At 53.4% G+C, this 16,625-nt stretch carries 1 protein-coding gene and 2 pseudogenes; all 3 read right to left on the bottom strand.

Features of this window, described 5'->3' with window-relative positions:
* Positions 1-264: 264 nt before the first annotated feature.
* A pseudogene (locus A5320_RS22475) lies at positions 265-1,512 on the bottom strand (non-ribosomal peptide synthetase); the annotation flags it as partial.
* 132 nt (positions 1,513-1,644) lie between these two features.
* Positions 1,645-9,603: pseudogene (locus A5320_RS22470) on the bottom strand (amino acid adenylation domain-containing protein); the annotation flags it as partial.
* Positions 9,600-16,343, bottom strand: a complete 6,744-nt coding sequence (locus A5320_RS19455) for a non-ribosomal peptide synthetase (RefSeq protein WP_068069176.1) — start codon at positions 16,341-16,343, stop codon at positions 9,600-9,602. The gene A5320_RS19455 and the pseudogene A5320_RS22470, both read right to left, overlap by 4 nt.
* Between the last annotated feature and the right edge of the window lie 282 nt (positions 16,344-16,625).

Below are 16,625 nucleotides of genomic sequence, written 5' to 3'. Positions count from 1 at the left end.
CAGAATGTCGGCGACGGTATTTTCCAGCCATTCCAGCATCTGCTCCTGTGCAATCCTGCTGCCGGTATATGAAGAATTCCAGCCGGTAAAGTTGTCCTTTGCCGGTTCCGCCACCGCCAGCGAATCGGCATATTTGTCATCGTTGACTAATGTCCACTGTTCAACATGTTCAGCATTGTATTCATCCGCCCGAGCCCGCAGGTAGTCCTGACTCGGGCATACATATGCGACCAGTTGCGCATCGTCGCCTTTTGCATCAACGGTGACAACGGCATCGCTCAGTTGCGGCTGTGCCGCCAGCACTGCCTCTATTTCCCCCAGCTCGACCCTGAAGCCGCGGATTTTGACCTGATGGTCCACTCGACCGACAAACTCAATATTGCCATCTGGCAGCCAACGCACCAGATCGCCCGTTTTGTACATGCGCGCTTGCGGCGCATCGGCAAAAGGATCTGCGACAAAACGCAGCGCCGTCATCTCCGGCTGGTTCAGATAACCTCTGGCCAGCGATGTCCCACCGATATAAAGTTCACCTATCGCCCCGGCTGGCACCAGTTGGCGATGACCATCGAGTACGTAGAACCGCACATTGTGCATCGGTTTGCCGATAGGCACGCTGTGCGAAGCTGTCGGAAAATCAAGACTGGTCACTTCATAGGTACAGCTACCGACCGTACATTCAGTCGGGCCATATTCGTTGATAAAACGACAATTCGGCAGCCGTTCGGTAAACCAAGGCTGTAAAGTTTCGCGTGTCAGCTGTTCCCCGGCGACCACCAACACGTGGCGGGATTGCGGATTCCGTGCCACCACGGTCTGGGCTGCCATGCCTTTTAAATGGGTTGGCGTCAGTTTAAAAATCAGCCTGCTTTCATCGTCCAGCAGATAATCGTTCATTGCGACAAACAACTGCTCGTCGTCTGGCGGCAATAGTTCGACAAACTTGCCGGCCATCAACGGCAGGTACAGCGACTGCACAGTCGCATCAAAAGTCAACGCCGAGCTGACAATAGAACCATCAATGTCGTCCGTCATAAAAAGTGCGGTGGCACTGTACAAAAAGTTGATGACGCTATGATGGTTGACCATCACCCCTTTCGGTTGCCCGGTAGAGCCGGAGGTGTAGATCATATAAGCCATATGAGTCGGTTGCAGACCGATAGCTTCAGGCTCGATATTGTCTGCCGCTGTGGCTGCTGCAGTTTGCCTGAACGTCATATCGTCCAGATAGACGACATGACATCCGCTGGTATCCTGGGTATCCAGCTCACCCAACTGGCTCACAATAATAGTTGCGCCGCTATCCCTGAGCATGTAGTCATAGCGGGCCGGCGGATAATGCGGATCTATCGGCACATAACCTGCGCCGGCTTTCAGAATACCGAACAATGCCACCATAGCGTCAATGGAACGCCGCACGCTCAAAGCCACCAGGCTATCGGGTTTGGCTCCTTGGGCCAACAGATAACGAGCCAACCGGTTGGCTCTGCCATTCAACTCACGATAGCTGATAGCCTCGTCCTGGCAGATCACCGCCACCTTGTCCGGCGTTCGCGCAACCTGTTGTTCCAACAACTGTTGCACACACTGACCAGTTGGAAAATCGGCAGCGGAGCTATTGTATTGCACCAGCAACAACTGCTGTTCGGCTGCGGACAGCATAGGTAACTGTTCAATGCCACCGGCCGGCGCCTGACCGGTTAGCTGTGCAATGATACTTTGCAATAAGGTCGAGTAATTCTCCGCCATACGACGCATCGTTTCGTCAAAAAACAACGAATCGCGATACGACCAAACCAGCAGTAACTCACCTGCCACTTCCGCGACATGCACTGCCATATCAAACCGGATGCTGACAGGTTTGACAGCCGACAAGCCTTGTTGCGGCAGTTGGATATCCAATGGCTCATGTTCAGCGTTTTGTACCACAAACAAAATCTGAAACAATGAGTTGTAGCTGATATCCCGCTCCGGACGAATATCTTCGACCAGCATGTCAAAAGGCAGATGTTGGTGATCGTAGGCCGCCAGAATGGTTTGTTTATTCTCTGCCAGCAACTGGCTGAACTGTGGATTGCCGGATAGATTGGTTCGCAACACCACTGAATTGACAAACAGGCCTATCAGATGTTCCAGATCCTGATGAATGCGCCCGGCTATCGGGGTTCCCACCACAATATCCGTACTATTACTGTAACGGCTCAACAGTACGCTGAAAGCTGTCTCCAGCAGCATGAACAAGGTGACCCCCTGCTGCTGACAGATAAGTTGCAAGTCACGAGTGGTCCGGCTATCCAGTTTTTGTGAGAACGCATGTCCCTGGAACTGCTGTCTGGCTGGTCTGGGTTTATCCAGAACCAGCGAGTGCACAGGAGGAAGCCCGGCCAACTGCTGCCGCCAGTACGCCAATTGCTGTTCGAGCACATCCCCCTGCAACCAGCTGCGTTGCCACTGGGCATAATCTGCATACTGGACCGGCAAAGCGGGCAGTTGTGCTGCCACACCGGTCCGCTCGGCCTGATACAAAGCTTGCAGCTCCTGCGCCAGAATCCCCATCGACCAACCGTCGCCGGCAATATGGTGCAAGCTATACAGCAGCAGTTGTTCTGAACTGCTGAGCTTGAGCAAAGCGGCTCGCAGCATCAAATCGCGATTCAGTTGGTACAGGGCCGTCGAATTCTTATTCCGCAACCACTGAATTTGACGCAGGCGTTCCGACGGTTCCAGCAATTTCAGGTCATAAATGGCCAGCGGCAGTTCAAATTGCTCGACAATCACCTGGCGTAAAACGCCGTTCTCATCAGCCACATGGCTGCGCAGCACTTCATGGCGCTGCAGCACCTGATGTAAAGCCCGACGTAGCGCCTCCTCGTCGAACTCGCCATGCAATATACAGTAACCGGGCATAATGTACTCGGCACTCCCTTCGCCGAGCTCGTCAAGAAACCACATGCGCTGCTGCGCATAAGACAGGGGCAACGCCTGCTGCCGGTCAGCCTTATCGATGTCAGGCAGCACAAAATCTTCGCTCAATGCTTGCAACCTGTCGGCCAAGCCAGCGACGGTAGGAAATTCGAACAGCGCCCGGATCGGTAGCTCAACCGCAAACTGCCGCCGTATAGCGCTGACCAACCGGGTAGCTAGTAACGAATGGCCGCCCATCCTGAAAAAATCATCATGGATACCAACCCGAGCAACCTGCAGAATTTGCTGCCACAACAAACAAAGTCTGATTTCAAGCGGACTGGTCGGCGCCACATAACTGTGCTGGCTGACCGTTGCCGCTTGCGGCAATGCTTTGCGGTCTATTTTACCGTTGTCATTGAGCGGCAAGTGCGTCAATCGGACATAGGCCGCAGGGCGCATATAGCCTGGCAGCATGGCGGCTGCCCTTTGAGCAAACACCTGTTGCCAGTGCTGCTCGTCCCCTTCAGCAACATAATAAGCAACCAACTGCGCTGCCTCGTTAGCTTGTACCACCAGCTCACGTCCGGCAGTGACGGCAGCCAGTACTGTTTCAATCTCTGCCAGTTCAATCCGCTGCCCACGAATTTTAATCTGATGATCAAGCCGGCCAAGATACTCGATATTGCCGTCATGACCCCGGCGGACTAAATCTCCGGTGCGATACAAGCGCCCCCCGGCAGTTCCGGACAAATGGTCAGCAATAAAACTTGCAGCACTGAGACCGGGTCTGTTGATATAGCCCCTTGCCAATGCCACACCACCGATCAGCAGTTCGCCGGTGCAGCCGGTCGCGACCGGCTGCAATAACTGGTCTACCACATACAGCTGGATATTCTGGATAGGCTTGCCAATGGGAACCCGGCTGGAATCTGGGATGCAGCGCCAATGGGTCACATCAATAGCCGCCTCGGTCGGGCCATACAAATTGTCCAACGACACGTCGCAATGTGCCGCCGCGCCAAAAAATTGTTGCTGCAGCTGCCGGCTCAGTGCTTCTCCGCTACAGACCACCTGACGGACGCTGTCGCAACGATGCCAACCGTTGGTCGCCAGAAAGGCGCTGAGCATCGAAGGCACAAAATGCAGCAGGGTGATTTGCTGCTCAGCAATGATCCCGGCCAGATAATCAACATCTTGGTGGCCTTGAGGTTTGGCCAGCACCAAAGTAGCGCCACTGGTTAGCGGCCACAGCAGCTCCCACACAGAGACATCGAAGCTGTATGGCGTTTTTTGCAAGATTCTGTCGGTGGCATCCAGACGATACTGTTGCTGCATCCAATCTATACGGTTGACCAGAGCCCGATGGCTGACCGCAACGCCTTTTGGCACGCCGGTACTACCCGAGGTATAAAGCACGTAACATAAGTTGTCGCCGTCGACCCGAGTTGATGGATTTTGCTCCGCGCCTTGTGGTTGCATGGCTGCAACTCGTTGCAGATGTTCCGGTAGCGTTGTACTGCTGACTGCCGCACAACAGACTACTTTCGTCAGGCCGCTGTTTTGCACCATATACTGCAAGCGGGCTGCCGGATATTCTGGCGGCAGCGGCACATAGCAGCCGCCCGCCTTCAAAATAGCCAGCACAGCAACAGTTAATTCAACCGAGCGCTCCGCCATGACACCGACCGGCTCGTCCAAGCGGATGCCTAGCGCCAGCAACCGGTTGGCCAGACGATTGGCCAGCAGGTTCAACTGAGCGTAACTCAGGCTCTGCTGCGCATCGACAACAGCCGTTGCCATTGGCGTAGCCAGCACCTGTTGCTCAAACTGCTGATGAATGGTCACGGCCGAAAATGGTGCCGCAGTTTCGTTACAACTACGCAGGAACTGCTTTTCTTGTTCGCTGAGCCAGCGCACAGCGTCAATACCACGCTCCATCATCGGACCGCGGTTCATATCCTCCAACAGCTGCTGCAATAGGGTCTGAAAATTCGCCGCCATCGCGACAATGCTGTGCTGTGCAAAGACGGCCGACTGGAACGCCCAACTAAGCTGCCAGCCATCAGCCAGTTCTGTCGCAGCCAGTTCCAACTCATATTTGATACTCAAACTGTCTGTCACAATAAACCCGGCCTGATCCTGCGCTGCAGCGCTACCACTGCTCAGCCTGTCTTTGTCGTTGTTTTGCATCACAAAGGACAATTGCACCAATGGGTTGTGACTTAAACTCCGCTCTGGTCTCAATTCATCAACCAGCAACTCAAAAGGTACATGCTGATAGGTAAAAGCATCCAGAATGATTTGCCGCTGTCTTTGCAGCAGCTGGCTGAAGGTTGGGTTGCCACGCAGATCAGTCCGTAGCACTAACGTATTGATAAAAACCCCAATCAAAGGTTCTAAACTGCCATGGGTACGGCCGGCTATTGGCGTTCCGATCGCAATATCGCGCTCTGCGCTGTATTTGCCAATCAACACGGCAAAAGCGGTCTCCAGTACCATAAAAGGTGTCACGCCCTGGTCTTGGCAGGCTCGGGCCAGACTATCTGAGACATGCCGATTCAACTGCTGCTGAATGACTTTGCCTTGATGGTTTTGGTAAGCAGGTCTTGGCCCGTCAAGCGGCAACTGGTGCACAACCGGGAGGTCCGCCAGTTGCTGACGCCAGTAATTCAACTGCTGTGTCAGCATCTGTTGTTGCAGCCAATGCTGCTGCCAGATGGCAAAGTCGGCATATTGCACCGCCAACACCGGTAACGTCTGGCCGGCCACTAGTGCCGTCAGCTCCTGCTGCACAATGCCTTTTGACCAGCCATCTGAGGCTATGTGGTGCATCGCATAAAACAGACCATATTGAGTCGGCGCCAGCTTCAACACTGCAAGCCTGAACATCACATCAGTGGACAAATCAAAAGCTGCTGCGAACATCGCTTTAATCTGTGCGCCGGCGGCCGTTTGTTGCTGCGCTGGCTGAAGAAGGCTGAAATCGTGATACCAGAAAGGGACTGTCACATCGTGGCGAATCAACTGCCCCGGCTCGCCATCAACGGCAACGAAGTTAGTGCGCAAGACTTCGTGACGCGCCACCAACGCTTGCGCAGCCGCAGCGAAATCACTCTGCTGGAATTCCCCTTCAATAAAAAACTGGCCGGAAACATTATACTGACGGCTGCCTTCGCCCAACTGATCGATAAACCACAGACGTCGCTGGGCATATGACAACGGCATCATCGCACTGCGTTCACTTCGGACGACCGGCGGCAGCACGACACTATCGGCCGTCAGCTGCGTCAGGGCCACAGCCATAGCTGCTACTGTGGGTGTTTCAAACAACACCCGCAGGTCAAGCTCGACCCCGAAGCTGCTGCGTACCAGATTGATGAGCCGCGTTGCCAGCAAAGAATGGCCGCCTAACAGGAAAAAGTCGTCATCAATACCGATTTGTGTTAACTGCAGCACTTGCTGCCACAATTGACACAATCTGCTTTCCGTGTCGTTGCGCGGTGCCACATACTGGGACTTTATTAAATCTGCTTCTGTCGGATCCGGCAGCCGATTGCGGTCCAATTTACCGGTTCTAGCCAGCGGCAGGCTGTCAAGAAACAAATAGATCTGCGGTACCATGTAGTCCGGCAGCCGGGCAGCCAGTTGCTTGCGGTATTGCATAATCAATTGCTCTTTACGCCGCAGCAGTTCGGTTTCATCGATCAGATCATGTTGCAATCTGGCCGCAGAAACCACACAGGCAACCAGCCGCTGACCATTACTGTCATTCCAGACTTTGACAGCACAATCAAGCACCCCCTGCACCGCACTGAGCGCCTGCTCTATCTCCCCAAGCTCAATCCGTCTGCCTCGCAGCTTAACCTGATGGTCCAGCCGAGCGACATATTGCAGATTACCATCAGGCAACCAGCGGACCAGATCGCCGGTCCGATACATTCTGCTGTCGGCGGAGCCGGCAAATGGATTATGCACAAACCGTTCGGCGGTCAGTGCCGGGTTGTTGCTGTAACCCAGCGCTAATCCGCCACCGCCTATATAGAGTTCACCGGTGACTCCTATCGGACATAGCTGCAATCTTTCATTGAGCACCAGCAACTGCGTATCCCGCATCGGCGTCCCAATAGGCTGATACCGCTGAGTCTGTTCGGTTACTGCACCAATCTGGTAGGAACAACAACCGACAACGGCTTCGGTCGGGCCGTAGTGGTTATACAATCTGGCATTTGGCAACAGCACCTGTAAGGCCTGACATAACCTGGCCGGTAATGCCTCCCCGCCGATGACAAAAGTATGCGCAATGTCTGACCGCTCTGTCAGCAATGGCAACAGGCCGGCGATATGGCTCGGTGTCAGGCGCAGCAGAAAAGGTTGCGAACTATGGTGTAGCTGCCCAGCCAAAGCAGCCAGCTCGTCGTGCTCCAGCAGCAACCGGACCTGGCCCCCGCTGAGCAGTGGTAAGTACAGTGCCGGGACTGTCAGGTCGAAACTGTATGAAGTCGCGACCAGAGACCCAGCTAAATCAGGTTGATAATAACGCTCTTTTGCATAGTCACAATAAGTACTGAGCCCGTGATGCGACACCATCACCCCTTTAGGGGTGCCGGTCGAACCTGAGGTGTAGATCAGATAAGCCAGATCATGCAACGTCTGCTGCAACGGCGGCGGACTAACCGGTTGGCCGGCCAGCAGACTGTGCCGATAAGGCGCATCAACAGGCAATACCCGGCAACCGGCAAATGCCAGTTCCTGCATCAGATTGCTGTCCGTTACTACCCATTGGCAACGACAATCTGCCAGCATGTAGTCAATACGCTCCGACGGCAAATGTGGCTCTATCGGCAAATAGGCGGCACCGGCTTTGAGAACCCCCAACAGGGCGATCGGCATGTCCACCGATCGTTCCATGCATATAGCCACAATGCTATTTTGCTGTACCCCCTTACTGAGCAGGTAATGAGCCAGCTGGTTACTTTGCTGCTCCAATTCAGCATAACTCAGCGTCGATGCACCGCAGCAAACTGCAACAGCAGATGGCGTCCGGCTGGCCTGCTCTGTGATGTGCCGATGCAGCAGAGGCAATGATTCACCGACAGCTGCCGGCCCGCGGCCAAAATCCAGCACGCACCGCTGTTCAGTCTCACAAAGCAAATCAAAAGCCTGCCACGACAGTTGCGGATTAGCGATGACCTGGCCCAGCAACTGCACAAAACTGTTGGACCAACGCGCTATCGTGCTGTCAGCAAACAAATCTGTATTAAAACGCCACTGCAACAGAATTCCAGTCTTGCCGTAGATTACATTCAGGTGCAAATCGTTCTTCAGGCTGTACTCCGTAACAGCATCCAGCGACTGTTCAGCCGGACCTGCAGCACCTGCCAACTCTGCCGCGGAGCCTTGCTCCCAAGACTCGACACTATGCTGCACATCGATCTTTAGCTGATACAACGGCGAATAACTCAGATTGCGCTGCGGATTCAGCTGTTCTACCAGCATTTCAAACGGTACGTGCTGATGCGCATAAGCCTCCAGAATGGTCTGCTTATGCGCCTGCAGTAGTTCGGCAAAAGACTGGTTATCAATCAATTGTGCGCGGATAGCCAAATCATTGATAAAAAGACCGACCAAGGGTTCAAATTCATGCAATACCCGGCCTGAAATAGCAGTGCCTATCACAATGTCCCGCTCGCCGCTATAACGGCTGACGAACAACGTCAACACTGTGTGCATCAGCATAAACAGCGTGGTATTGTTGTTGCGGTTAAAAGTATCAATGCATTCGCTTAATACCGTATCAAGCCGATGCTGATGCAGATGTCCAATAAAACGCTGTCTTGCGGGGCGAGGCTTGTCGAGCGGCAAGTTGTGCACTTGAGGCAAGTCCGCCAGTTGAGTTGTCCAGTAGCCAAGCGCCAGGTCCAACACTTTGCCTTGCAACCATTGCCGCTGCCAGTGCGCGTAGTCGGCATATTGCAGTTCCAACGGCGGTAACGGATTGGGCTCACCGAGCTGGCAAGCCTGATACAGCAGGTTCAGCTCTTGCTGTAAAATACCTTTCGACCAGCCATCGGCAGCAATATGATGCAAGGTGTAATAAACCAGATGGCTATGCTCGCTGAACGTTATCACCAGCAATCTGATCATTAAATCTTTTGACAAATCAAACGGCTGCAGGCTGTAGCTTCGAATCAGTTGCTGCAACTGTTTGGTCTGCTGCTCCGAGTCGGACAAATCGAAGAATTGCAGCGGCAATGCTACAATCGGGTTGATTTGCTGATAAACCTGCTCCGCCACAGCGACAAAACAGGTTCGGAGCACTTCATGGCGTTCCAGCAGCAGCTGGCAGGCTTGTGTAAACGCCGGCCGTTGCAGTTCCCCTTCCAGCAAAAAATGTCCAGTTAAATTGTATTGAACTGAACCTGCCAACTGATCAAGAAACCACAGCCGCAACTGGGCAAACGAAGGTTGCAACGGCAGGCTACGCTCGGCTTTGACTGCCGGCGGTGGTAAATAATTGCTCTCCTCGGTTTCAAACTGCTGCAGGTATTCAATAATCGCAGTTTTATGCTCGACTATCCTCGCCTTCAGCTCGGGTGTCAGCGCGTCCTTTTTCGCTTTGATGGCCAGCTTGCCGCCTTTTAAGTAGAGCAGTACGCCTTGCTCCCCAGCGTCATCAAACAGGTCATTGACACTCATTCTAATATCACCTCTTCCACATCCGTTGACTGGGCTAGCTGTTGTTGGGTTTCAACAGACTTCTTATTGAATATCAATGCGGTCACCCGCGCAGCTACAGCTCTGACGGTGGCCTGTTCAAACAACGACTTCAATGGCAGCTCCACAGCGAAAGTCTCGCGCACCTGGCTGATCAACCGAGTGGCCAGCAAGGAATGGCCACCCAGGGCAAAAAAACTGTCATCAAGACCGACCGGCTCCACCTGCAGCAGTTGCTGGAACAGTTCAGATAGGCTCCGTTCGATATCCGTCTCAGGCGGCTGATAAGTGGCCTGCGCACCGACAGGCCGACCTGGCGCCGGCAAGGCATGTCTATCTATTTTACCGTTCTGATTCAAAGGCATGGCATCAAGAACCACATAGTGTTCAGGCACCATATAACGCGGCAAATATTGCATCAGGTGCTGCTGACTCAGCAACGCTATCTCTGCCGGGTCGGCTTCACTGCGCTCGGCAACGAGGTAAACCACCAAATTCTGGTGACCGGCAACCTCTTTGGCTATTACCAGTGCCTGCGAGATAACTGCAAGTTCGGTCAGCTTCGCTTCGACCTCCGCCAGCTCTATTCGATACCCGCGAATTTTGACCTGATGATCACCCCGGCCGATAAACTGCAGCTCACCATCCGGCAGCATCCTGACGATATCACCGCTACGATACAACCGCGCTCCGGCTTCCCGGGCAAACGGGTTTGGCACAAACTTGCCGGCAGTCATCGCGGCATTGTTCAGATAACCACGCGCCACCCCGGCGCCCCCGATATACAATTCGCCGAGTGCACCGGGCCCCTGCGGGACCATGTCAGCATTGAGCACATATAATTCAGTGACCCCAAGCGCTTTACCGATCGGAATATTCGCCAGCAGCCAGGGTTGCTTCGCACGCGCGATCGGGAAAATGGTCGCGCCGACCGTCGTTTCGGTCGGTCCATATTCGTTGACAAAATCAGCTGCCGGCAGGATGTGTTCGGCCCATATCTGCAATGTGGCCGGCGGTAGTGGTTCACCTGCCACCACCAGCAGATGGCAGGCTCTTGGCGATGGCGGGACAAAGCCTTTCGCCTGTACCGCTTCAAGATGCGATGGCGTCAATTTGAACAGATACGCCGTTTCGTCATCTAACAGGCAATCACCGAGCCGATCCAGCGCGGCGGCGCCTTCAGGCAGCAATTCGGCAAAACGGCCGGCAACCAGCGGCACCCACAACGACCCGACAGTCGCATCAAACACCATGGTCGAGCTGACCACAGCACCTTGGATATGCTCGGGTAAAAACTCTGCTACGGCGTGATGCAGGAAATCGCACAGCTGATCATGCTGCACCTGCACGCCTTTCGGATTGCCGGTCGAACCCGAAGTGTAAATAACATAGGCCAGGTTGCCGGCACATACGCCACTGTAAGGATTATCCAGCGGACTTTGGTCAAGTGCGAGCCTTGTGTCCGCAGCATCCAGACACAGCAGGGCCGCGCTCCGCTCCGGTAATTGCAGCGCATGCTGCAGGTCGGTCACTATCCACTGAGCCCCGCAATCTCTGAGCATATAATCGATACGCTGAGGCGGGCTCCCGACATCCAGCGGCACATAGGCGCCACCCGCCTTTAGTATCGCCAGCAAAGTAACGACCTGCTGGACCGAACGCTGCAGGTAAACGGCAACCAGCTTCTCCGGTCCTACCCCTTGTTTGCGCAGATAGTGAGCCAATTGATTTGCCGCCTGGTTCAACTCCTGATAATTCAGCATGATGTGCTCGAAAATCAGTGCCGGTGCTGCCGCATGTTGCACCAACTGATGTTCGAACAGTTGGTGCATGCATTGATCAACAGGGTAAGCAGACTCAAAACAGTTCCATTGCCGCAGCACTTGCTCGCGACAGTCGGCAGGCAGCACATCCAGCATGTCAATGCTGCAGTCTGGATATGCCATCATGTTCTGCAACAAAGCCACATAGCAGTCAGCCAGAGCGAACAACGTTGCATCGTCAAACAGCGCAGTGTTGTACAACCACGACAAAGACAAACGGTCGCCAACCTCAGTCGCATCCAGCTTCAGATCATGACGGGTCATCATGGGCATTACGACAAAGCCTTGGTCGGTCATCAGCAAATCTGCGATGTCATCCGACAGCTCGACCTGCTCAGCACGGCTATTGTTTTGTACACCAAATAGGATCTGCACGACCGCGTTGTGACTCAGGCTGCGCTCAGCCGCCAGGTGTTCGACCAGGCGTTCAAACGGCAGATGCTGATGCTCATAGGCCTGCAGGATCATCTCTTTGTTGCGCTTAAGCAAAGTGACAACTGTAGGATTACCGGACAAATCTGTGCGCAGTACCAGAATATTCAAAAACAACCCGATCAACTCTTCGGTCTGAGCTTCTGTCCGCCCCGCGATAGCTGAGCCGATCACGATGTCCTGCTCATTGCTGTAACGAGCAAGCAACACTGCAAAAGCAGTTTGTAACAGCATGAACAAGGTGACATCCTGCTGCCGACAAAAGGTTCGGATACGCGCAGTCAGCTCTTTGGATAGCGGCTGTTGGAAAAAATGTCCTTGAAAGGTTTGCTGAGCAGGCCGCGGCCTGTCTGTTGGCAGGCTATGCAGCTGAGGCAGGCCTTCCAACTGTCTGCGCCAGTAGTCTAGTTGCTGTGCCAACCAGCCAATGATTTCAGGTCTTTGCTGCCAGTAGGCATAATCGGCATATTGCACAGCCAAAGGTGGCGGCGAAACTGGCATTCCGGCGCTTAAAGCGTGGTAGTAGGACTTCAGCTCCTTTTTAAACAGTTCAACCGACCAGCCGTCTGAGGCTATATGGTGCATGCAGAAAATAACCAGTTGCCTGGCATCCGGTAATAGCAATACCCGAAGCCGAAGCATCAGATCAGCACTTAAATCAAATGCTTCGGCCATTTCTGCTGCATAGTGCTGCTGAATCTGCGTTTGCGCCACAGCCGGCACCGCATCCGTTAAATCAATCAGCTGCAGAGGTAAATTATAGTCTGTCAGGACCTGTTGAAAGGCTTGTCCGTCCTGCTGGCCATAAACTGTGCGCAGGATGTGATGCCGCTGCAATACGCTGTCTACTGCCTGGGTAAAAGCAGGCGCATTAAAATCGCCGGTTAAACGCAAGGTCCCAGGCATATTGTATTGTGCTGAACCATGACCCAACTGATCAACAAACCACAAACGTTGCTGAGCAAACGACAGCGGATGAGATTTACCCGCTTCGCTGCAGGCCGTCATCGTTGGCAATTTAAGCGAACCAGCATTAGCAGCAAGCACTTCCAGCCTGGCCGCAAACGCTTGTGCCACAGAATGCTCGAACAATTGCCGCAACGGCACTTCAAGAGCCAGTTGTTGACGCAACTGGCTGATCACTCTGGTCGCTAACAGCGAATGACCGCCAAGCACAAAAAAATCATCGTGCACCCCGACCTGTTCAAGGTTCAAAACCGACTGAAACAAAGTACAGACAATCTGTTCCATGCTGGTTGATGGTGCCATATAAGATTGCAACTGCAAATCAGCCGCAACAGGGCAAGGCAAAGCCTGTTTATTCACTTTGCCATTTTGCGTCAGTGGCAACTGCGCTACAAACACAATCACATTGGGAATCAGGTAAGCTGGCAACAACTGACCCAAAGCTGCCAGGTAGCGAGTTTTCAGCAGCGCTTCAGCAGCAGCCTGAGCCTGTTCGTCCCCGACTTCTGCTGCAGTTGCGGTTACCAGATATGCAACCAGGCAAGTCTGCGCCATCAGGTCATCACGCGCGACCACTGCGGCCGCTCGCACATTGTCCAACCGCAACAAAGCCTGCTCAATTTCAGACAATTCAATGCGATAACCGCGCAACTTCAATTGGTGGTCAGCCCGGCCGACAAACAGCAAGGTCCCATCGGGCAGAAAACGAGCCAAATCGCCAGTGCGGTACAGACGTTGTCCCGGCTTGCCGGCAAATGGATGAGGCACAAACTGAGCCGCGGTCTGGCCGGGCTGATTGGCATAACAATGCGCCAGCCCCTGACCGCCAAGATACAACTCGCCGATAGCCCCCAAAGGAGCCAATTGCCCGGCATAATCAAAAATCAGCACTTCAGTATAGGCCAACGGCCGACCTATCGGGATGCTGCCAGCTGCGTAGGATGCTGTCGGCTTCAGTTGATGACTGGTCGCAAAAGTGGTGCTTTCGGTCGGTCCGTAGCCGTTCACTAATTGAGTGTCAGGCAGGCTGCGCAAGGCTTTGGTCACATGTTCAGGCGACAAGGCTTCGCCGCCGACCAACAACCATTTCAGCGGAGCCAGTTTCTGCACATCCTCATTGACGACCTGGTTAAAAAACGCCGAGGTCAGCCAGGCTGCCGTTATTTGCTGCTCCGCCAGCACAGCGGCCAAACCGGCAATGCCAGCCTGTTTCAGGTCAAACATCACACAGCAGCCGCCATGACACAATGTAGTCCAAAATTCATAAGTGAAAGCATCGAAAGCCGGCGAAGCTGCACATAGGGTCCGATTGCCGCTAAATGACATAAAGTCGTTGCAGACCAGACGCAATACATTGTGTCTGCTGATCACTGTCGCCTTTGGTGTCCCGGTGCTGCCTGAAGTGTAAATAATATAAAGCGGATAGTCTGCACTGATAGCCGGCCTGTGGTTGCGGCTATCATAGCCAGCCAATTGGTAACGAAGCCTCGTTGAATCAAGCGACAGGCTGCGACACCAGCTCAAACCAGCCAATCCTTCCAATAAATAACCATCACTGAGCAACAGTTTGCACGCACTGTCCTTCAACATATAATCCAGCCGCCGCTCCGGATATCCGGGGTCAAGCGGCAGATAGCAGCCACCCATTTTGGCAACAGCCAGAATAGCCCATGCCAGATTGATGCCGTGTTCAAAACAAACAGCGATATTGTCGCCAGGCCTCAGTCCCAATTCTGTAAGAAAAGCCGCTAACTGGTTGACTTGGTCGTTTAGCTCGCGATAACTGAGCGACTGCTTGCCATGCACCAGCGCTTTGGCATCAGGATTATGCCGCGCCTGCTGCTCAAACATCTGTAGCAACTCAGCGGCAGCTAGTGGTGCCGGGTTGCCTCTGAATGGGCCGAGCAACAGCTGCTGCTCAACCAGACAACAGGCACTCAGCTCGGCAAGCTGCGGGAGTTGACCGGTTTGGCTAAAGCTGCAAAGGCTGTCCAGCAAATGGTTGAAGTTACTCGCCATGCGCTGTATTGAGTCTTCGGCAAACAACTGCTGATTAAAACCCCACCCCAATAACAGACGATCACCGACCTCAGTAGCCAGCAGTTCGAGATCAAACTTGACTGCTGCATTTTCTACCGTAGGTAATAGCGTGCGTGACAGCCCTTCTGTTGCCACAGAGCGCAGTAGCTCCGTCGATTTTTGCTCGGTGTTTTGCAGCACAAACAGAATCTGTGCCAGTGGATTCACATTGGGATCACGACTTGGTTGTAAAGTATCAACCAGCATTTCAAACGGCAGATGCTGATGCTGGTAGGCAGCAAGAATCATCTGTTTGTTTCGCTGCAGGAGCTCTGCAAAACTGAGCTCAAGCACAACGTCACTACGCAATACCAGCGTATTGACAAAAAAACCGATCAACGGTTCCAGAGCGCTCTGGTTGCGGCCTGCCAGCAAGGTTGCCATCACAATGTCGCGCTCGTTGCTATAACGGGATAGCAACAGCGCAAAAGCGCTGTGCAACAACATGAACAAGGTCACATCATGCCGCTCGCATATCATCCGCAGTTGCGCCGTCGTTGCTTTATCCAGCAACAAGTGGAACATTCGCCCCACGACCGGCTGATAAGTCGGCGAGCGCGGCTGATCGAGCGGCAATGCATGTTTGAACGGGATCCCTGCCAATTGGTTTTTCCAATAATCCAACTGAGCCGTCATTGCGGCTCCGGCAAACCAATGGCGCTGCCAGCAGGCATAGTCGGTATACTGCAGCATTAAAGGTCGTAAAGGATTGGGAGCAGCTTGAAGGTATGCTTGATAAAGGTCACTGAATTCGCGACTGAACAGAGCAATGGACCAGGCATCGCTGGCAATATGATGCAGCGTAAAAACCATCAGGTGGCGTTGTTCTGATAAGCTTAACAAGCCCACCCGCAACATCAAATCGACCGACAAATCAAAAGGCAACTGCAATTGTGCAGCACGGTAGTCCGTTACCGCTTGTTGCTGTGCGACGCCATCCAGCATCTTCAGGTCCAGATAACAAAGCGGTAACTGGTAGTCGTGCAAAACCTGCTGATACGGTTCACCATCCATTTGATGGTAGCAACTGCGCAGCACTTGGTGTCGCTCTACAATTGTGGCCAGCGCCCTTTCCAGCTCGGGCCGTTGCAAAACGCCGGCTATCGGCAACATGCCTTGAGTATTGTACTGTCCTTTGCCGGCCCCTAACTGCTCGGCAAACCATATACGATGCTGGGCAAAAGACAGAGGTGCGGAACTGGTCGCAGCCGCTGCTTCAATCGGCGGCAGCGCCGCCGTACTATTACGCTGGGTCTGCTGTATAGAGCAGAGATACTCAATAATTGCCGGACGATTTGCTTTCACTTCTGCTTTGAGCGCCTCGGTAAAACCTCCGGTTTTGGCCTTGAACTTCAGTTCGTCTCCTTCCAGATAAAGGTAGACTCCCGACTCAGTCAGACGCTTGAGTAATTCTCTTATCATGTCGTTATGGGATCATTTGTTATTTTTGCCTCTACAAGCAACGTTGTGGCCATCCAGCTGGCGAATAAATCCTATTCCCATCCCAGACAAAAGGTCCCAACTACCAAAGTTGCCGCCGAATCTCCTCAGGCAATGCAGAAACCATGCTGCTGCGTTCTGGAGTTATATCAAAGCAAACTAAAGTGACATTATCTTAATAATCACCCGGCACAAAGGCCAAATCTTCAATCAATTTATAACCATATTTTCACGAGCACAAACAGTTAATGGGATATTTTTCCG

Origin of the sequence: Rheinheimera sp. SA_1 (assembly GCF_001669775.1) — a bacterium.
Classification (GTDB): Bacteria; Pseudomonadota; Gammaproteobacteria; order Enterobacterales; family Alteromonadaceae; genus Pararheinheimera.
This window is presented reverse-complemented; position numbering and strand designations above follow the sequence as displayed.

What these genes read in the sequence shown, in the direction of transcription:
- A5320_RS19455 (WP_068069176.1), bottom strand. Translation starts at nt 16,343, where the DNA reads ATGATAAGAGAATTACTCAAGCGTCTGACTGAGTCGGGAGTCTACCTT.